The following is an 18,058-nucleotide window of genomic DNA, read 5'->3' on the forward strand; positions in this document are numbered from 1 at the left end:
CGGTGCTGTCGCAGAACATCACCGCCGCAGTACGGTACTCTCGCTATCACGATTCTAACACCGTCGAGTTCAAGCAGTCGTTATCTCGAATCCCACCAAAACATGCCCACGAATCAGTACTCGAAAATCACGCCCAGCGCCTCGGCGGGATTCTCGTCCAACAACTCGTAGGCCTCACTCGCCTCCGAAATCCCGAACTCGTGGGTGACGAACCGCTCGGGGTCGATGTCGAGCAGTTTCTCCCACGCCAGCGCGAGCCGCCGGTCCTTCGACCACCGGCCCCGCAGTTCCGGGTCGATGGTGCTGACCTGACTGCTCTCCAGACTCACGCGACTCCGGTGGAACCGCCCGCCGAGGTCCAACTCGGTCGGTTTGGTGCCGTACCACGACCCGACGACGACCCGGCCGTCGTAGCCCGTCGCCGAGATGGCCGCGTCCAGCGCGTCGGGACACCCCGAGAGTTCGTAGGTCAGGTCCGCGCCCGCGATTTCGTCGTCGCCGGTCGTCGCGTCCGAATCGTCGCCGATTTCGTCGGTATCGCTCCCACCGGTCGCCATACCGTCGCCGCCGCTCACCGACTCCTCGCCCCAGCCCGCGCCGTCGCCGAGCTGCTCGCGGATTCGCTCGCCCACCGCCTCGCGTTCGGAGTCGAGGACGACGTCCGCGCCCAGTTCCAACGAGCGCTCCCGGCGGGACTCGTAGCGGTCCACCGTGACCAGTCGCTCGACGGGGGCCTCCGAGAGGAGCGCGGTGGTGAGCAGGCCCACCACGCCCTGTCCGAAGACGGCCACGCGCTCGCCGAGGCGGGGCGCGCCGTCCTGCAGGAAGTTGACCGCCGTCTCGACGTTCGGCAGGAAAGTCGCGGCCTCCGCCGAACACTCCTCGGGCACGACCAGCAGGTCCGAGACCGGCGCGCAGAAGTGGCTCTCGTGGGGGTTGAACCCGAACACCTCCCGGCCCTCCCACGACGAATCGACGCCCGGCCCGACCGCCTCGACCCGACCGACCGCTGCGTAGCCGTACCGGAGCGGAAACTCGAAGGTGCCCGCCAGCGCGTCGATGGTCGCGTCGGCGGCCATCTCGGTCGGGACCTCGCCCCGGTAGACCAGTAGCTCCGTGCCGGGGCTAATCGCCGACCGCTCGGTCCGAACCCGGACTTCCTCCTCGCCGGGTGTCGGTAGCTCTCGTTCGCGCACTTCGACTGCTCCGTCGCCCGTGAAGTAGAGTGACCGTGGCATGCTCCCCATTCCGACGGCGAACCGTCGCAACTCGATACGGTTGGATGACTTATCGTTCTTTGGCCGGATGTAGAATTGAGAGGTGTCGAGAACGCCCGCGGAGGAGATTGAATTCGGAGAACAACAGCCGAGAAGACGAGAAAGCAGTCTTCTGAAGCCCCACCCGGTCGCGGTCGCTGAGCAGGATATTCGGGGCCTCTCCGCATCGCCCGCCCCCGAATAGTTGCCTGCTCAGACGACCACGGGCCTGTCGGCCCGCCGGGAGACAAACCGCGTCTCCCGAGGTCACGCTCGGTTCCCTCGCGTGACCGCGACCGGGCGGCCCCTTCATCCACCCCACGGCGGTTGTTTTGCCGAGCGTCTGCCGGTGGCTGGTCGCCCCGTGAGATACTTATTTCCGGCCCGGACCCTCCCCGAGGAGACCCCTCACGACTCCACAGACGCGCTCCAGCAGGGGCTCGGCCACCGGGTTCCGGCCGATGCCGAGGTACGCCCGCTGTGGGGCGAACTCCCCCGAGCGCATCCGGAGGGCGTGGGCCACCGCGCGGTGGTTGCCGTCGGCGACGAACCGGGGGACACACCCCTCGCGGGTCGAGACGACCAGCGGTCCGTCGGGCATCTCCTCGACGAAATCGAGGACTGTTTGAACGTCCACGTCGGTCTCGGCGGCCAACTCGCCGGGGTTCCCGCGGGCGATTCGGTCGGCCGCGGCGAGAATCGTCCCGTCGGGAGAGAGCGCGCGCCACCGCAGCCCCGGCGGTCCCTCGACCAGTCTGAGGTCCGCGAACTCCTCGCGGGTGAGGGTCGTCTCGTACCACTCGACCGGGGCGTCGCGCCAGACGAACGCGGCCGCGCCGGGCTTGCGGTCGAGCAGTTCGTCCAGCGCCTCTCGCTCGTCCAGCGAGTCGATGGGGAACCAGTCTACCTCCGGGTGGCTTCGCTCGACTCTGAGCCACTCGCGGAGGACTTCGACCTGAGGCACGCGGCGCATTCGAGGGTTCTACGAGCCGAAGTCACTCAATTCCATCCCCGATTCTCGCGGCCGTTAGATTCAATCTCTGCTTGTCCGTGCCGACCGCGGTCCGGGTCGGTCCGCCGACCGGCGACCTCCCGATTCGGTGTCGAGGGCGTGAAAGTAACTGGAGATTTACCAGACAACGGCCGACCACCTGCATCGATGTAACTGAAGTTTCTGTCCGAAATCACCGGTAGACGGTATTTTTACGGTGTCAGGGTATTAAGTCCGGAAAATCCTAAGCCTCGCTTCGGCATGGTATCACCCGACCAATTCGACCCGTTGACGTACTGGACGCTCTGGATAACAGCGGCCGCGATGGGGGTGGGGACGATTATCCTCTACATCAAGGGCCGCGACATGGACACCGAGGAGGGCCGCGAACACGCGGTCGTCTCCATCTTCATCCCGGCAATCGCCGCCACGATGTACCTCGCAATGGCGCTCGGGTTCGGCGTCTCCCGAATCTCGCTCGTCGGCGGCCAAGACCAACTCGTCTTCTGGGGTCGGTACGCCGACTGGGTAATCACGACCCCGCTTCTGTTGCTCGACCTCGCGCTGTTCGCCGGCGCAGACCGCGAGACCATCGGGACCTTGCTGGGTCTCGACGTGCTGATGATCATGACCGGGTTCTTCGCCGCGAGTTCGGCCCAACCCGTCAATCGCTACCTCTGGTGGGCCGTGAGTTCGGGCGCGTTCGTGGTCATCCTCTACGCCATCTTCGCCAAGCTCCCGAAGTTCGCCAGCGCCTACGGCGACGAGCGCGCCAGAAGTTTCGGCAACCTCCGGAACCTGCTGGCGGTGCTGTGGTTCGTCTATCCCCTGCTGTGGTTGGTCGGTACCGAAGGGGCCAGCGTCGTCCCGCTGGGCGTCGAGACGGTGGGCTACGCGGTGCTGGACGTGACTGCCAAGGTCGTGTTCGGCTACGCCCTGCTGAGTAGCGTCGGCAGTCTCGCACCGCGCCGCCGGGAGGCCGAGACCGGCGCGGGCGTCACCGCCGACGACTGACTCGGCTTTCCGCCGGGGACTGACGCCGTCCTCTCCCGCCGACTCGCCGACTCGCTGACTCGCTGACTCGCTGACTCGCCGACCCGCCGACCCGCCGACCCGCCGACCCGCCGGATTCGTCCGACTGCCAGCGACCACCGAACCGGTTTCGACTCCGGGTTCCGAACGCCGCGAACACGTCAACTCACGATGACGACACCGTTCACCTACGTCGAGTTCCTGTCGGTCTTCCTCGCGGTGCCAGCGGTCGCGCTGGCCGTCGCGGTCGCCCGGCGGACCGACGACTCCCGCCGCGTTCTCGCGGGAGTGACCGCCCTGGTCTGCATCGCGGTCGGCTACACCGCGCCGTGGGATAGCTATCTCGTCGGTCGGGGCGTCTGGACCTACGGCGAGGGCGTCGTCGCGGTGCGGTTCGCTCGGGTGCCGCTGGGCGAGTGGCTCTTCTTCGCGCTCCAGACGATTGCGACCGGCCTGTGGTATCACCTCCTCGCGCCCCGCGGCGACTCCGGCGTGGACCCCGCGCTTCCCGTCGGGAGCGGTGGCCGATTTTCCATCGAGGGCAACGCCAGAGGAGTCGGCGCGGGCGCGTGGCTGGCGGTCGGCGCGATTGGGGCCGGACTGGTCGTCGCGTCGCCCCGGACCTACTACCTCGGGATGATACTCGCGTGGGCCGCGCCGGTCCTCGCCTTCCTCTGGGCTGTCGGCGGCCCGGTCATCTGGCGGGACCGGCGACGGGTCGGACTCGCGGTCGCGGTCCCCTCGGCGTATCTCTGGGTCGTCGACTGGTACGCCATCCGGTCGGGCCTCTGGACGATTTCGGCCGACTCCTCGACCGGCGTCCACGTTCTTGGGCTTCCGGTCGAGGAGGCGGTCTTCTTCGCGCTGACGAACCTGCTGGTCGTGCAGGGCCTCCTGTTGTTCGACTGGGTCACGGCCCGCGCGGCAGAGCGCGGTCCGGCCGACGCGATTTCGGGGCTGGTTCCCGGTCCCGTGGCGGGACAGGCCGATTCCGTGGCGGAGCGCGTCGGGCCGCTGGCGAGTCGCGTCGGGCCACTTGCGAGTCGAATCGGTGCCGCCGCGAATCGAGTCCCCGGCGTCGCGGAGGTGCGTCGCCGGTGGCAGTAACCCGCGAGCAGGGGCCGGAGGACCGAGAGAGCGGGGCTGACGAGAGCGAACGCGGCATCTCCGACGAGTTCACTTCGGCACTACTCCGGACCGCGGTCGCTCCGGCGTGGGTCGCGCTCGGGGCGGTCGGGGTGCTTTCGGCGCTCGGCGGGGCGCTGTCGGCGCTCGGCGTCGGTGCCGACCTGCCAGCGGTCGCGGGCTACCTCCCGTTTCTCGCCAGCCTCGTCGTCTTCGGGCTTCCCCACGGCGCGACCGACCACCTCGCGGTCGCGCGCCTCGGCGGTTCTCGGTCACGGGACGGGTCCGGGTCGCGGGGCGAGTCCGTGTCGCGCGGCGAGTTCCGGTCGCAGGTCCTGTCCCGGTTGCGGGTCCCGTCTCACCCGTGGCTCGCGGTCGGCGCGGCGTATCTGGTCGGCGGCGGGGCGTATCTCGCGGTCTGGCTGGTCTCGCCGGTCCTCGGCTTCGCGTCGTTCATCGCGCTGACGTGGTACCACTGGGGACAGGGCGACCTCTACGTCCTGCTGGCGGTCGGCGACCACCTCCGGACGCGGGGCCAGCGGGTCGCCGCGCTCGCGGTCCGGGGCGGGATTCCGATGGTGGTCCCGCTGGTCGGGTTTCCGGACGTCTATCGATCTGTCGCAGCAGCCACAATCGGGCTGTTCGACCTCGGTTTCGGGCCGGACCTCGGTGTCGTCTTCCGACCGGAAACTCGACTCGCGCTCGGTGGCGGACTCGCCGCGCTCTCGCTGGTCGCGCTTGCACTTGGGGCAGTTCGGGCCGGGGTCGGGAGTCGAGGCTGGCGACTCGACGCGCTCGAAACCGCCCTGCTGTGGGCGTACTTCCTCGTCGTGCCGCCGATACTCGCGGTCGGCCTCTACTTCTGTCTGTGGCACTCGGTCCGCCACGTCGCGCGACTGCTCGTGGTCGAGGACCGAGAGTCGCTCGCGCCCGACCGACTCGCCCCGTCGCTCGCCGGATTCGGCCGAGACGCGCTCCCGAACACGGTGGGCGCGCTCGTCGTCCTCGGCGGCCTCGCGCTGGTCGCGCCGCCGGGCGCGGACTTGCTGTCGCTCCTCGGACTGTATCTGGTGTTACTGGCGGTGCTGACGCTCCCCCACGCCGCCATCGTCACGTGGATGGACCTGCGCGAGGAGATTTGGGCGTCTGGCCGGTCGTGAGAGAACGCGGCGGCGCTAACTCGCGGCCTCCTCGTCGGGATGTTCGCCCTCTTTCCGGAGCAACTCGTGGATGTCCTCCTCGTCCAGCAAGTCCACGAGGCTCTCACCGTCCTCCCACGCGGCGATTTCGTCGTCGGTCAGCCAGTTCGAAGGATCGCGTCCCTTCGCTTCCATCAGTTCCGAGAGCGTGTTGTCGAGGTCTTCCGGGTCGTACCCACCCACAGGCATACTCTCGCATACGCGCTCGCTCCTCTTAGCCCTCGGGGGCGATTAGCCGTCGGGAGCGACGGGGCCGTCCGACGGTCGCGTCGTCCGAAGTCGGGAAAGACATAGAATTATTCCTCAAACACAGCTTCTAAATTTCTAAACAAAGGTTTTGTTGTGTTTCGGCGCGCGGAGTGGAGCAAACCGGCTTTTCCGCGGGCGACGGCTCAGCCTCTCTCGTCCCTGACAGGTGTCTGATTTGCTATATCGAAATCCAGTTTATCAGTCCGAGGCGAAACCGACAAACGCCCGGAAAAGAGAGTCCCACTCGATGGACTGCGACAAATGCGACCGCGAGTCGGTGATGCACGCCGCCTACTCGGGGTTGCACCTCTGCGAGGAGCATTTCGTCGCCTCCGTGGACAAGCGAGTCCGGCGTCGGATTCGGGAGGACGATTTGGTGCCAAGCGACGCCACGCCCGAGAACCCGCAAACGTGGGTCATCGGCCTGTCGGGGGGCAAAGACAGCGTCGTGCTGACCGACATCCTCCACCGGACCTTCGAGAAGGACCCGCGCATCGAACTCGTCGCGCTCACGATTCACGAGGGCATCGAGGGCTACCGCGACCAGAGCGTGGACGCCTGCGAGGAGCTAACCGACGAGTTGGGCATCCCCCACGAACTCGTGACCTACGAGGACGAGTTCGGCGTCCGGATGGACGACGTGGTGGAGAAAGACCCCGAGAACATGGCCGCCTGCGCCTACTGCGGGGTGTTCCGCCGGGACCTGCTGTCGCGCTACGCCGAGGAGTTGGGCGCGGACAAACTCCTGACGGGCCACAACCTCGACGACGAGGCCGAGACCGCCCTGATGAACTTCTTGGAGGGCGACGTGGCCCAAATCGCCAAGCACTTCGACGCCAGTCTCGGGGGGTTCGAGGAGCGAAGCGACGGCTCGGGCGCGCGCGAAGAACAAGACGACTTCGTCCCGCGGGCCAAACCCCTCCGCGACGTGCCCGAGAAGGAGGTCGCGCTCTACGCCCACGTCCAAGACCTGCCCGCCCACATCACCGAGTGCCCCCACGCCGAGGAGGCCTATCGCGGCGAGATTCAGGAACTGCTCTACCAACTCGAAGAGAACCACCCCGGCACGCGCCACTCCATCATGGCGGGCTACGAGGAACTCGCGGAACTGGCCGCCGAGGAGTTCGGCGCGCGCGAGGAGGGTCGGGCCGAACTCGGCGACTGCGAACGCTGCGGCGCTTCGACCACGCGGGACCTCTGCCGGAAGTGTTCGCTCCTCGACGCGATTCACGCGGTCTGATCTTCTGGTCGGATTTCGCGGCGGGCGCTCGGTGGAACAGACCACGAGGATGCGCTCTGTGGAACTTTCCACCGAAATGCGCTCGGCGAATCGAACCACCGGCAGACGACCGATTGACCAACTGCCGGGCGGGAGCTTTAGAAGACGAAATCGCTGCCGACTCTGCTGTCCGCACTCGCAGTCGGAATACGGCAGTCTCGACAATCCTACCGAACCACGCCGAAAAAACCCGAAAGTACGGACTGCCCGCAAACGCAAACCGCTGGCCGTTCAGCGAATGACGTCGAGACCGTTGTTCTTCTCGACTTCGTTCTGTCCGCCGTCACTCTGGGCACCCCACGAGGTGTCCTGCGACCCGGACCCGCCGGTCGCGTCGTGGGTGGTGCCCGCGCTCCCCGAGTCGCCGATGCCGCCGAGGTCTTCGACGTTCTGGCTGGCGTCGAACGACTGGGCGTCGACGTCGCGCATCTGCTCGCGGGACTTGTCGGCCTGCTTCTGGGTACTCGGGCCGAGGACCTGCGCGCTCTGGACGCCGGTCATGATGGCCATGACGCGGACTTTGCCCTTGTAGTTGTCCTGAATGCGCGCGCCCCAGATGACGTTCGCGCTGGCTTCGAGGCGCTCGGTGATGTTGCTGGCGATGGACTCGGCCTCTTTGAGCGTGAGGTCCGGGCCGCCCGTGATGTGGACCAGTCCGCCCGACGCGCCGCGGTAGTCCACGTCCAGCAGCGGGTGGTTCATCGCGTCGCGGACGACCTCCTCGGTCTTGTTCTTGTCTTGGGTCTCGCCGACCAGCATCACCGCGACTCCGCCCTGATTCATGATAGAGGTCATGTCGGCGTAGTCGAGGTTGATGAGCGAGGGCTGGGTAATCGTCTCCGAGATACCCTTGACGGTCTCGGCGATAATCTGGTCCATCACCGAGAACGCCTTGCCGATGGGCAGGTTCGGGACGTAGTCGAGCAGTCGGTTGTTGTCCAGCACGATGATGGAGTCGGCCTCGTTGCGGAGCTTTTCGAGTCCCTCCTCGGCTTTGACAGTCCGCGCGCGCTCGACGTTGAACGGCGTCGAGACCATCCCGACGACGATTGCACCCTGTTCTTTGGCGATTTTAGAGACGACCGGTGCCGCGCCGGTCCCCGTGCCGCCGCCCATGCCTGCGGTGACGAAGACGAGGTCCGCATCGCCGAGTACCTCCTTGATGGTCCCCTGAGCCATCTCGGTGGCGCGCTCGCCCATCGACGGGTCGCCGCCAGCGCCGAGACCGTTGGTCAGGCTCTTGCCGACCAGAATCTTGGTGTCGGCCTCGATCATCTTGAGGTGCTGCTTGTCGGTGTTGATGGCGACGGTGTCCGCCCCTTCGACGCCGATGTTGTAGAGCCGGTTGACGGTGTTGTTACCGGCACCGCCACAGCCGACGATGACGATGCGGGGGTCTCCGAACTCGTCTCCGTCGGCCGACGCGTCCATCTCACGGCTCTCCTCTTCGGCGTTCTCCAAGGCGTCCTGAACGATATCCTGCATGTTTACACCTTCGCCCACGACCGCTTGCTAGACGTCTGCTCGGTCGTGTCTTCCTCGTGTTCGTTTAACATGTCTCGAACGGCGGCCCGAATCGCTTCGCTCCGATTCGGGAACTCCCCGGTCTCGACCATCTGTTCGACCTCCTCGATCTGCTGTTTCGGAATGCGGAGTGTCACACGCTCCATAGTTTGTAATGTTCCCCTGTTGTAGTAAGACGGCACGCGACTTCCCGCGCGTCCTGTCTTACACCGTGTGACCCCGGAACACGGACGTTTCAGCCGTTCGGGGCCAGTCTGTAAGACGACCGTCTTACGCGAACGTACCCACAAAGTCAGAACTTAAATAATTAACGGCGGCCGTAAAACGATGTCTTACGAACGGTCGAGAACGTCCGCCGCGGGGGTCCGGCGTCCGCAACTCGGGCAGAAACCCCAGTCAGACCGCACTTCGTCGCCGCACTCGCAGAAGACTCGCCGGGCGGCCTTCTCCCCGCAGTTGGGGCAGTAGACGTGGTCGTCGGACAGCGACTCGCCGCACTGGCCACAGGTTTGGTCCTCGGTGGCTCGCTCGGGTGCGCCAGCCGCCGATTCCCGCGCGTCCGGTGGCTCGTCGGCTCCGCGGCGAGTCGTCCGCTCGGTGTCGGACGACCGCGAACCCTCGGCTCGTCCCTTGCGCTCGGCTTGTCCCTCCGCGTTCGCCTGCACGGGGGCGTCGGTTTCGAGGTTGACGTTGACCGTCACGTCCTGCGGGCGCTCGCCGGTCCGCCTTCTGTCGCGTGTCTGGGACTCGCGTTCGGCGAGTCGCTCGGCCACGAGTTCGTCCACGCGCTCGGCGAGGAGGGCGTCGAGGCTCTCGGAACCCACTTCACCCGCCTCGTCCGCGCTCGGGGCTTCGCCCTCGTCGGCGGTCGAATCCGCGCGGTCGAGGTACTCCCGAAGCGCCTCGCGCATGACCTCGCTCTTGGAGGCGTCGAGGTCTTCGATCTCCTCGACGAGGTCGTCGTCCGCGCGGAAGGTGATCTTGCTCATGGCCCGTTCGTCTCTGACCACGCACCCACACCATTTCAATCTTCCTGACGTGTCTGACGCGCACAAAGCCCGCTACTCGGAGTCCTCTTCCCTGCGCCGGTGTGCTTCGACTTTCTCCATAGTCTCGGGGCCGAGATTGCGCTCGGCGAGCGGAATATCCGCTTCCCAGAGCCAGAACGTCACCAGCGAGTGGTGAACGCCGAGTTCGACCGCCAGCCACCACAGCGTCTGCTCTTGCTCCCAGAACCGCTCGCGGAGTTCGTCCGCACCGGGGTGGCGCTTGACGAGTGATCCTTGCCCCAACCCACGGAGGTCGATAATTCTCTCGCGTTCGAGGAGGTACGTAATCACGAACGCCGCGCCTTGGTCGGACAGCGTACGGTCGTCCCCGAGGTCGGTCTTCCACTCGTCGTAGACGGCCTTGACGGCCTCGAACGCGGACTCCTCGGTGATTTCGTCGCGGAGGTCTTCTATGTACGACTCGACTTCGGTCGCGGTCGGCGGGCCGGTAGCCGCTTCGATCTCCTCCCACGGGACGGGGTCTAGCTCGGACATGGGTCGGGTGTCGTGCGCGCGAGTGAAATCACTTAGGAGGGTCAGTCTGGTTCGGAAAGCAATGTATACAAATATTAAGGAAATGAAAATGTATTTTAGAAGCGTGTTTACATATGTGTGATCGGCTTACCGGAGTGGGTGAAGGCAACTCCGGTGATGCTGTCGGACGCGCTCGGTCGAGGTCCCACGGGTGGGATGTGATTCGCTGGACGGTGGCACGCTTCCGCCGAATAATAACCCTTAAGTCCGACAGGGCACCTACGTAAGACTGCGTGCCCGCCCTTAGCTCAGACTGGTAGAGCAGTCGACTGTAGATCGACTTGTCCCCCGTTCAAATCGGGGAGGGCGGATTTTCCCCGAAAATTCGACCGAGCCGATTTGAGCTCGGAAGTCACAGCCCGCGAAGCGTAGCGAGCAGGAATGTCTTCCGGTGTTCAAATCGGGGAGGGCGGACTAATTTTCTCGGGACAACGTGAGCGAGCGACGAGCGTAGCGAGGTGCGAGTGAACCGTCCCGAGAAATTAGCAATCCCGAGCCGATTTGAGCAGACGAGTCGCATGCCCGCGCAGGCCGCAGGCCGAGCAGGACCGTCTCGGCGAGTTCAAATCGGGAAGGGCGGACTTTTCCCGGGAATCTACGTTGACAAGCAGAGCAACCATTCTGAATCTGGAGTCACTTCGACGCGCAGGCCTACCGCCACGAAGTTGCGACCCAATGGACCCCACTCGCCAAGCGGTTCGCCAAGATCGGCGTGGACGTGTGCGGCCTGATCTGCCACTCCGGGAAGGACCTCCACCCCGAGGCGAAGCGACTCTCGACGCTACCGTACTTCAAGCGTGAGAAGAAGGTCGTGGACTTCTTCGAGCGATGGCCTGCCGATGCCGATATGCCTGCTGACCAGTTATTCGGTGGCTCTGTCGAGAATTTAGAGCCAACCGGTACTGAGTACGACCCCGACGACGCCGCGCCGTGGTCGTGGGATTTGGAGTCTGATTTGTTCTCGATTGATGTTGGTTGGTCTGAGCTTCTTACCGAACTCCGAGAACGTGGGTCTACCAAATAGCTATGATAATTATAGAGTTTGATGGCCCAAATAATAGTATGTGTTGAAAGTCACGATTTAATCTCAGTTCTAATATTCACAGTACCTATTGTAGAGGGAAAGATTTGAATAGGTTTGTTTAGTCGTATACGATATGGCTCTGGAAGTTAGCAACGACACCTTCTATCTTGTCCAGTTACCGCAAGGAAAGACCCTTCATAATAACGAGGACGAGGCAATTGATTACCTGAAAAACAAGGCCAATGATGTAAATCCTGAATCTGACGACGTTAGCGTTGTTAGAGTGGCTGTCGAGGGTGAAGATTGGACCATTGCCGAGATGTCTTGGCAAAACATCGCTCTTCAATTGATGGGGGATAGCTAACATGGAAGTTCGACAGATGAACCCGTCGGAACTGGAGATCGACCCTCTCAATGAGCGGAATAGTAATGTCGGCCCTCACAAGGGAAACGATTCACTCGAGGAAAGTATCCAAGAACAGGGTATTATTCAGCCACCGGTAGCACGGCCAGATAACGGCTCATATAAAGTGATTGTGGGCCAACGTCGAACATTAGCAGCTCAATCTGTCGGGATTGATCAAATACCGGTGATAATTGTAGACTGGGACGATGCAGAGGCATTAGAGGCTACGGTAACTGAAAACGTCGATGCCTTTAGAAAATCTGTGTCAAAGTCTGACCGAGCAGCAGCGATAAGTCAGTTGATGGAACTCAATGACTGGTCTGTGACAGAAGCTGCTGATGAGTTAGGAATCAACAGGGGGACATTCCGTGATTGGTTGGAGCGGACTAATGATGAGTGGGAAGATACAGTAGTGCATGTTGATCCAAACGATAATTCCTCTGAAGAACAAAGCACCGGTGTTGAAACCCACTCATCTAACTCAAAACAAGTGAGTAAAGAAGATGTTGAAGAAATCTCTGATACTGACTTAAGACTAATTCGTAACCTTACAGATTCGCCTGAGGAGCGACAAAAGGCTGTTGAAAAGGTTGTACAGTCGGGAGCTACTCAAAGCGAAATCCGGGAAGCTAAGAAGCGGACAGAACGTGGAGATGGTTCCTTTGATGAGGCAATTGAAGAAGTAAGTCAAAAATCAGAGGAAAAGAGTGGTCAAATACAAGTTCGGACTGAGGTCACCTTTACCGGAGATTACGCTGAAGGACTTCAACGGGCTGCGAGAGATTATGGTACTTCTGAAGAAGAACTAATTCGGCAAGCAATTAGCGATTATCTGTCCGAAGAAGGTTACCTCTAATCCAAAACATCTCCTAATAACAACTTTTAATTCCTATTGCTCATTACCTTTAACTGAGGGAAAGTAATGAGCTCCGATCTTCCTAAGAAGGCGTTGAAGAGCATTGTATCCGCGAAATTCTATCAGGAACAAAAAGATGTTGGTACCCGTCGGTACGTCCCTTATAGCTTCACGCAAGGCCTCCGAAAAGCAATGGGCCATTTAAACCCTGATAATATACAGGAACTCGAAGCAAGCAGGTCATTTAATACCGGGCGAGATAATCTAACAACCCTGTCCGGATCTAGTGTTTCGGACATTCTCCAGGGAGAAGAAGTAAAGCGCGAACAGTATGATTTGTCCTTTGACAGGGGTGAATACGGGAATTTCCCATGGTCAGATATACGATCTGTTCTAGGCCAGTCAACCATTTACGATTTGCCGGTAAGGCGCATAGTGGTTCGTTTTAGCAACGAAGACTTTGAAAGTGAATGGAAAGATACCCTAGAAACAGCAATTGATATAGATGATTTTCCTACTTCCTGGATAGAATCGCCCTTCTTTGCCGTACTTGAATCGGCGGAACCGGGTGATAGTGATGCTCGAAAGAACGTAAAGAACCTCCACGAAGAATTCTACTTTAAGCCAAAGTTTAGAACAAATGAAGATTTCGATGGAATGGACTGGTCAATCCAAACACTTGATTTACAAAGCGTATGGTCTTATCAAGGGTTTGTAAACCGCCCAGATCCGATTCTTACAACTCGAACAGGAGATCGCCAATACGATTGGACACCTAGAAGGATAGAGCGGTTTTTAATGAACTTCTTCCATCCTGAAGAGGATTACACCGGAGTAATCCGAAATAGCGAATTTGCGGGACTCTGGCGGCGCGTCTATTCAAGAGATATAACCTCGACTAAAGAATTCGCGTGGGAAGAAGACGAGGAATGGGTCCAGACTGAATAGTTCAACCATGTCACACAAACCAGAATCGAACGCTGATTCCAACTACCAACATCATGATTTTGATGTTAAATATATTGACCCAAACGAGTTAGTGATCGATGAAGTGAATGAGAGAACATCTAATACTGGTCCGCGGACAGACCGAGGAAATTTAGAGACTTCTATTGAGGAAAAAGGCGTGGAAAATCCTCCTCAAGCCCGCCCTCAAGACGATGGCAATGGTTACAAGGTATTCGCTGGTCAGCGTCGTGTTCTCGCTGCACAAGCTGTTGGTTTACCAGAAATACCTGTCATTGTTAAAGATTTAGACGATATGGAAGCTCTCGCAGCATCAGTAAATGAGAATAATGAGCATTTAAAGAAAGATGTTTCTCGAAAAGACCGGGCACAGGCAGTTAAGAAACTCGAAAGAAAGTGGGAACGAGAAAAGGTCGCTGAGCATTTTGGTGTGCAAGCCCAGACTATTAGAAACTGGTTAGAGCCAACTCGAGAATTTTGGGAAGATACTATTTTTGACCCAAACATTGAAACGGAGTTCGAGACGGAATATATCGCGGATGACATCCTCTCTGATTTAAGGAGAGTAATGAAGAAAAGCGATCTAGCGGAGAGAGCGGCTAAAATAATAATCAAAAAACAAATACCGAAAAAAGTCGTTAGAAGTGCAATTAAATCTACTGATGATCCAGCAGACTTCATAAAAGAATTGAAAGAGCAATGGGAAGCCGTCTCATCTGGTAAGGAACAAATTCGACCCAGAATCACTTTGACCGGCAACCACGCTGAAAGGCTGAAGGCGTGGGCAAAAGAAAGAGGGATTAGTAAAGAACAAGCAACCAAACAATTAGTAAAAGACCGGTTAAAAGAGATTTATGAAGAGACGAAATCAGCGTAGTTTGTGATCTATTTCTCCACCCACCGACCCACCGACCCGGTGGGTTACTCTACAAACTCCAAATTCGTATGCTTGTACGTGTAGAGCTTGATATCCTGATCGTCACAATACGAGGACCAAAGCGCGGCCTCGATATCACGCCAATCGCCCGGCCCTTCGTCTAACGCGCTTGGAAAAGCGACCCGAACCGCTTCACCATCCAACTCCTGACCGTACAGCTCAACGTTCGTCTCTGGTGGAAGAACCTCAACCACAACCGCGGTCGAATCACTATCGCCGTGAGGTGCGACACGATCTCCCGGTCGGAAGGGATTCTCTGGCTTCTGATTCATGTGCGCCGTGTTCGGCCCGAGGTCCGCCAGGTCGTTCATCGGTTGCATCGCCAAGTGCTTCAGCTTCTCCGGCTCCTCTCCGGAGAACTGCTCCTGTGATTCGACTTTCGAGATGAGCGTTTCGACTCGCTCCCAACCGAGCAGGACGAGACTATCTTCGTTGTCTCGATGCCACGCCATGACGACGATATCATTGTCCGAGTCCTTCTCGACCAGCGTCTCTGGGAGAAATGCAGATACGTCCCGCGAGGTTTTCACGTCGACCTCGTAGCCGAACACCTCGAAGTCGTGGCCGGCGAAACTCTCGGGATTACAGCGCCGAATCGCCGCTTCGTTCTGCCATTCCCACATCTCGGCAGGTAGGTACTCACGGCAGAACTGCTCGAATGCGAGTTCTCCTAAGTTTCCGATTCGTTTACTCTCAATATCGTCGGCGTCCTGCTTGACTGCTTGATGATGCGCTCGCCGTTGGTCGATTTCGTCCGGGGTAAATTGATACACGATTTCACCAGTTAGCTGTCTCTAAATTAATCTTTCTGCTAAACGGAGTCGAATATTCTTGACTGAGTGGTCGGATCAAATTTTAGTTAGAATTAGTTAAATCTACCAACCCACCCACTCACCCACACAGGGGTGTGGAAAGAAGTTTCTTCGGTGATGATATAAATGCCATATACCGCGCATGACAGGAGAAAAAGAAGGGTCTTTTCGAGAAAGTCAGTATGAAGAAGAATCGTTAGAACGTGCAAAAAAGCTCGATGAGTGAACACTCGACCATCAAGTAACTACTATACGTGAAAAAGGGAAAATGGCAATTGAGCTAATTAAGATAAACTTACTAATGGCTAGTGTCATATTTGAGGTAATAAAGCTCAATGGGAGCGTGCCACTTTCTTCAGGCGATATTCAAGGCTTCCTTGTTGCATATTTTCCACTTCTATTCTCCATCATTATTCTGATTTTTGCAAGAACCATCTCAAATAGCACTCATGGACTGAATAGCGACGGAATAGAAATATTCCGAAAATTAGAAGAACAAAAAGGGCTTGAGGGTCTTGTGGAAGCTTATCTCCATTTCATATCGGAAAATGAGACGAAAATAAAGAGACTAAATTATCTACTTCTGGCTAGCGTGCTACTAAGTATCGCCGTAATAAGCTATCTAGCAATCGGATTCGTGTCAGTTGCAAAATGGATTGTCCGTTAGCCTCGGAGAACCCTCTTATTCGGCCTCGGCTGGTGTTGCGCGTCGATCTTCCCCTCCAGAGACCGCATCCCCCACGTTGTGATTTCGTACATCTCCCCATGAACCGGCGCAATGAGCCCTGCTGACGCCAGTGCCCTACATCGCTCTCGAATCTGCCGTTTCGACGCGCGCAACCTCGGAAGTGACTCCACCACCTTCGGCGAAGACCACGACTCTTCGTCAAGGTGTTCGAGGATTCGATCATCTAGTTGTCACATCTATCTTACTGCTTCCGAGACGGCACGATTTATCCCCTCTCGCCCGTCTTACACGCCCCAAAAGAAGGCGATCCCGAGCGTCGTCACGACCGTCAGGAGCAACTGAAGCGGCGCACCCACTCGCACGAAGTCCGTGAACCGATACCCGCCGGGGCTGTAGACCATCAGGTTCGTCTGGTAGCCCATCGGGGTCATGAACGCCGTCGAGGCCGCGAAGGTGACTGCGAGGGTGAAGGCGAAGGCGCTCGCGCCGACCTCGTTCGCGGTGCCGACCGCGATGGGGAGGACCAGCGCCACGCTGGCGACCGGCGTGATGAGATTCGCCAGCAGGCCCGTCAGCAGGTAGAACAGCGCCAGCGTGGCGATTGCGGGCAGGGCGGCCGACGCGGCGGTCACGTACGACGCCAGCAGGGCGGCGGCCCCGGTCTGCTCCATGGCCAGTCCGAGCGGGATGACCCCCGCCAGCAGGAAGATGACCTCCCAGTTCACCGCGTCGTAGGCGTCTGCGGGCCGGACCACGTTTCCGACGACCATCGCTACCACGCCCCCGAGCGCCGCGATGGCGATGGGGAGCAAGTCGGCCGCCGCAATCGTGATGACGCCGACGACGATACCGATGGCGAGCGCGGCCTGTCGCACGTCGATGGGTTCGGGTTCGATGTCGAGGCCCCCGCCGACGCGCTCGGTGACCAGCAGGTCGCCCGACTCCTCGAGGTAGTCGAGACCGTTCTGTGTCGCGTGAACCAGCAGGCCGTCGCCCTCGCTCAGCACCGCGTCGGACACGTCCTCGACGACCAGCGTCTCGCCGCGCCGGACCGCCAACACGGTCGCGTCGAAGCGCTCACCCATCTTCGTCTCGCTGACTACCTTCCCGAGGAGACTCGACCTCTCGGGGACGATGACCTCCGCGAGGGTGCCCCGACCCTCGCCGAGCGCGAGTTCCTCCTCGGTGACCTCGGCCCGCGGGAGTCGCCGGAGACCGGCCTCGTCCACGAATCCCCGGACGGTCTCGTCGTCGGCCCGGACGGTCAGCACGTCACCGGCCTCGATTTCCCGGTCGGTGCGGGACGCGACGAGCGTCTGGTCGCCCCGGACGATTTGGAGAATTTTCACGTCGTCGGTCCGGGCCTCGGCGACGGTCTGGTCCACGAGTGCCGACGACGAGGGGACGTACACTCTGGCCAGTCGCCCCTCCAGTCCGAACTCCTCGGTCAGGTCGTGGGGCGCGATGCGGGCGGGCAGCAGCCATTGGCCCACCGTCAGCAGGTACGCCGACCCGACCACCAGCACCAGCAGTCCGAGGGGCGTGAACTGGAACATCGAGAAGGGCGTGCCAGCGACCCCGAGGTCGGCCGCAATCGAACTCGCCACCAGATTCGTCGCGGTCCCGACAAGCGTGAGCGTCCCGCCGAGCATCGCGGCGTACGACAGCGGAATCAACAACTTCGACGGCGAGGTGTGGGTCTTGTCGGCGAGGTCGGTAATCATCGGGATGAACAGCGCGACGACCGGCGTGTTGTTGACGACCCCGGCCAGCGGCCCCGTGATGCCGACTGTCGCGGTCAGGAGTCGGTCCCGGTCGCCGCGAGTCAGGCGAGCGACGAACACCTCCAGTTGCTTGACCGCGCCGGTCTCCTCGACCCCGGCGCTCAGGATGTACATCGCCACGATGGTCACGGTCGCCGGACTCGCAAATCCCGAGATGGCCTCGTCGGCAGAGACGTGCGTGAAATCCTGAAAGACGACCAGCGAGACGAGGACCGCCAACGCGGTCGTGTCGGTCGGAATCTTCTCGGTGACGAACAGCGCGACCGCACCGGCCACCACCCCGAACACCACGAGCACGTCGGTAGTCAGCGCTGGCCCTCCCTGTAGCATCGTCCGGAGTATCGGAG

18 protein-coding genes, 1 tRNA gene and 1 pseudogene are annotated in these 18,058 nt (G+C 60.4%); 11 read left to right on the forward strand and 9 right to left on the reverse strand.

What is annotated here, in order from left to right; translation table 11 throughout:
- Nucleotides 1-113: 113 nt before the first annotated feature.
- Both EPL01_RS16650 and EPL01_RS16655 read right to left on the reverse strand, forming a co-directional pair.
- On the reverse strand, nt 114-1,238 hold the full coding sequence (locus EPL01_RS16650; protein WP_135826415.1) for a zinc-dependent alcohol dehydrogenase: 1,125 nt from the start codon (nt 1,236-1,238) through the stop codon (nt 114-116).
- Between the two features lie 391 nt (nt 1,239-1,629).
- Nucleotides 1,630-2,229: a hypothetical protein gene (locus EPL01_RS16655; RefSeq protein WP_135826416.1), complete on the reverse strand. Its 600-nt coding sequence runs from the start codon at nt 2,227-2,229 to the stop codon at nt 1,630-1,632.
- Between the two features lie 279 nt (nt 2,230-2,508).
- On the opposite strand from EPL01_RS16655, the gene EPL01_RS16660 reads away from it, so the two are divergent.
- From EPL01_RS16660 to EPL01_RS16675, 3 genes are all read left to right on the forward strand, one after another.
- Complete coding sequence (locus tag EPL01_RS16660) at nt 2,509-3,261, forward strand: bacteriorhodopsin (RefSeq protein ID WP_135826417.1); 753 nt, start codon at nt 2,509-2,511, stop codon at nt 3,259-3,261.
- Between the two features lie 189 nt (nt 3,262-3,450).
- Nucleotides 3,451-4,386: a lycopene cyclase domain-containing protein gene (locus EPL01_RS16670; protein ID WP_135826419.1), complete on the forward strand. Its 936-nt coding sequence runs from the start codon at nt 3,451-3,453 to the stop codon at nt 4,384-4,386.
- Nucleotides 4,377-5,564 carry a Brp/Blh family beta-carotene 15,15'-dioxygenase gene (locus tag EPL01_RS16675; protein ID WP_246045727.1) on the forward strand — a complete coding sequence of 396 codons (1,188 nt, stop codon included), beginning with the start codon at nt 4,377-4,379 and terminating at the stop codon, nt 5,562-5,564. The genes EPL01_RS16670 and EPL01_RS16675 overlap by 10 nt, the downstream gene beginning before the upstream one ends.
- A 15-nt stretch (nt 5,565-5,579) precedes the next feature.
- Here the strand turns inward: EPL01_RS16675 and EPL01_RS16680 are convergent, their stop codons facing one another.
- A complete protein-coding gene (locus tag EPL01_RS16680; protein WP_135826420.1) occupies nt 5,580-5,792 on the reverse strand; it encodes a DUF8027 family protein in 213 nt (70 codons plus the stop codon).
- Between the two features lie 307 nt (nt 5,793-6,099).
- Between EPL01_RS16680 and ncsA the strand changes: the two genes are divergently transcribed.
- Complete coding sequence (gene ncsA, locus EPL01_RS16685) at nt 6,100-7,092, forward strand: tRNA 2-thiolation protein NcsA (protein WP_135826421.1); 993 nt, start codon at nt 6,100-6,102, stop codon at nt 7,090-7,092.
- Between the two features lie 270 nt (nt 7,093-7,362).
- Here ncsA and ftsZ read toward each other — a convergent pair whose 3' ends face one another.
- The 4 genes from ftsZ to EPL01_RS16705 all read right to left on the reverse strand — a co-directional run bounded on the left by ftsZ (nt 7,363) and on the right by EPL01_RS16705 (nt 10,199).
- Nucleotides 7,363-8,616, reverse strand: coding sequence for a cell division protein FtsZ (gene ftsZ / locus EPL01_RS16690; protein ID WP_135826422.1), 1,254 nt, complete (start codon nt 8,614-8,616; stop codon nt 7,363-7,365).
- A 2-nt stretch (nt 8,617-8,618) separates the two neighbouring features.
- Nucleotides 8,619-8,801, reverse strand: coding sequence for a ribbon-helix-helix domain-containing protein (locus EPL01_RS16695; RefSeq protein WP_135826423.1), 183 nt, complete (start codon nt 8,799-8,801; stop codon nt 8,619-8,621).
- Nucleotides 8,802-8,987: 186 nt separating this feature from the next.
- On the reverse strand, nt 8,988-9,644 hold the full coding sequence (locus tag EPL01_RS16700; protein ID WP_135826424.1) for a double zinc ribbon domain-containing protein: 657 nt from the start codon (nt 9,642-9,644) through the stop codon (nt 8,988-8,990).
- 72 nt (nt 9,645-9,716) lie between these two features.
- Nucleotides 9,717-10,199, reverse strand: coding sequence for a hypothetical protein (locus tag EPL01_RS16705; protein ID WP_135826425.1), 483 nt, complete (start codon nt 10,197-10,199; stop codon nt 9,717-9,719).
- A 276-nt stretch (nt 10,200-10,475) separates the two neighbouring features.
- On the opposite strand from EPL01_RS16705, the gene EPL01_RS16710 reads away from it, so the two are divergent.
- The 6 genes from EPL01_RS16710 (at nt 10,476) to EPL01_RS16735 (ending at nt 14,367) form a co-directional block, all read left to right on the forward strand.
- Nucleotides 10,476-10,549, forward strand: a tRNA-Tyr gene (locus EPL01_RS16710).
- Nucleotides 10,550-10,956: 407 nt separating this feature from the next.
- A complete protein-coding gene (locus tag EPL01_RS16715; protein WP_210424178.1) occupies nt 10,957-11,262 on the forward strand; it encodes a hypothetical protein in 306 nt (101 codons plus the stop codon).
- A gap of 133 nt (nt 11,263-11,395) precedes the next feature.
- Nucleotides 11,396-11,626, forward strand: a complete 231-nt coding sequence (locus EPL01_RS16720; RefSeq protein ID WP_135826426.1) for a hypothetical protein — start codon at nt 11,396-11,398, stop codon at nt 11,624-11,626.
- Between the two features lies 1 nt (nt 11,627).
- Nucleotides 11,628-12,524: a ParB/RepB/Spo0J family partition protein gene (locus tag EPL01_RS16725; protein WP_135826427.1), complete on the forward strand. Its 897-nt coding sequence runs from the start codon at nt 11,628-11,630 to the stop codon at nt 12,522-12,524.
- A 66-nt stretch (nt 12,525-12,590) separates the two neighbouring features.
- Nucleotides 12,591-13,472 carry a hypothetical protein gene (locus EPL01_RS16730; protein WP_135826428.1) on the forward strand — a complete coding sequence of 294 codons (882 nt, stop codon included), beginning with the start codon at nt 12,591-12,593 and terminating at the stop codon, nt 13,470-13,472.
- Between the two features lie 7 nt (nt 13,473-13,479).
- Entirely contained in the window at nt 13,480-14,367 is an 888-nt protein-coding gene (locus EPL01_RS16735) for a ParB/RepB/Spo0J family partition protein (protein ID WP_135826429.1), read from the forward strand.
- Between the two features lie 47 nt (nt 14,368-14,414).
- Here EPL01_RS16735 and EPL01_RS16740 read toward each other — a convergent pair.
- A pseudogene (locus EPL01_RS16740) lies at nt 14,415-15,200 on the reverse strand (hypothetical protein); the annotation flags it as partial.
- A 307-nt stretch (nt 15,201-15,507) separates the two neighbouring features.
- Here EPL01_RS16740 and EPL01_RS16745 point away from each other — a divergent pair.
- Nucleotides 15,508-15,906, forward strand: a complete 399-nt coding sequence (locus EPL01_RS16745) for a hypothetical protein (RefSeq protein WP_135826430.1) — start codon at nt 15,508-15,510, stop codon at nt 15,904-15,906.
- Nucleotides 15,907-16,211: 305 nt separating this feature from the next.
- On the opposite strand, the gene EPL01_RS16755 is transcribed toward EPL01_RS16745, so the two are convergent.
- On the reverse strand, nt 16,212-18,041 hold the full coding sequence (locus tag EPL01_RS16755) for an SLC13 family permease (RefSeq protein WP_135826431.1): 1,830 nt from the start codon (nt 18,039-18,041) through the stop codon (nt 16,212-16,214).
- Between the last annotated feature and the right edge of the window lie 17 nt (nt 18,042-18,058).

The sequence above is a fragment of the Halorussus ruber genome, assembly GCF_004765785.1.
Taxonomy (GTDB): Archaea; Halobacteriota; Halobacteria; order Halobacteriales; family Haladaptataceae; genus Halorussus; species Halorussus ruber.

Bases quoted from the DNA above. Each gene is read 5' to 3' on its own strand.
- EPL01_RS16720 (WP_135826426.1), top strand. From the start codon at position 11,396: ATGGCTCTGGAAGTTAGCAACGACACCTTCTATCTTGTCCAGTTACCG.
- ftsZ (WP_135826422.1), bottom strand. From the start codon at position 8,616: ATGCAGGATATCGTTCAGGACGCCTTGGAGAACGCCGAAGAGGAGAGC.
- EPL01_RS16655 (WP_135826416.1), bottom strand. From the start codon at position 2,229: ATGCGCCGCGTGCCTCAGGTCGAAGTCCTCCGCGAGTGGCTCAGAGTC.
- EPL01_RS16735 (WP_135826429.1), top strand. From the start codon at position 13,480: ATGTCACACAAACCAGAATCGAACGCTGATTCCAACTACCAACATCAT.
- EPL01_RS16730 (WP_135826428.1), top strand. From the start codon at position 12,591: ATGAGCTCCGATCTTCCTAAGAAGGCGTTGAAGAGCATTGTATCCGCG.
- EPL01_RS16725 (WP_135826427.1), top strand. From the start codon at position 11,628: ATGGAAGTTCGACAGATGAACCCGTCGGAACTGGAGATCGACCCTCTC.
- EPL01_RS16660 (WP_135826417.1), top strand. From the start codon at position 2,509: ATGGTATCACCCGACCAATTCGACCCGTTGACGTACTGGACGCTCTGG.
- EPL01_RS16745 (WP_135826430.1), top strand. From the start codon at position 15,508: ATGGCAATTGAGCTAATTAAGATAAACTTACTAATGGCTAGTGTCATA.
- EPL01_RS16670 (WP_135826419.1), top strand. From the start codon at position 3,451: ATGACGACACCGTTCACCTACGTCGAGTTCCTGTCGGTCTTCCTCGCG.
- EPL01_RS16700 (WP_135826424.1), bottom strand. From the start codon at position 9,644: ATGAGCAAGATCACCTTCCGCGCGGACGACGACCTCGTCGAGGAGATC.
- EPL01_RS16695 (WP_135826423.1), bottom strand. From the start codon at position 8,801: ATGGAGCGTGTGACACTCCGCATTCCGAAACAGCAGATCGAGGAGGTC.
- EPL01_RS16650 (WP_135826415.1), bottom strand. From the start codon at position 1,238: ATGCCACGGTCACTCTACTTCACGGGCGACGGAGCAGTCGAAGTGCGC.
- EPL01_RS16680 (WP_135826420.1), bottom strand. From the start codon at position 5,792: ATGCCTGTGGGTGGGTACGACCCGGAAGACCTCGACAACACGCTCTCG.
- ncsA (WP_135826421.1), top strand. From the start codon at position 6,100: ATGGACTGCGACAAATGCGACCGCGAGTCGGTGATGCACGCCGCCTAC.
- EPL01_RS16755 (WP_135826431.1), bottom strand. From the start codon at position 18,041: ATGCTACAGGGAGGGCCAGCGCTGACTACCGACGTGCTCGTGGTGTTC.
- EPL01_RS16705 (WP_135826425.1), bottom strand. From the start codon at position 10,199: ATGTCCGAGCTAGACCCCGTCCCGTGGGAGGAGATCGAAGCGGCTACC.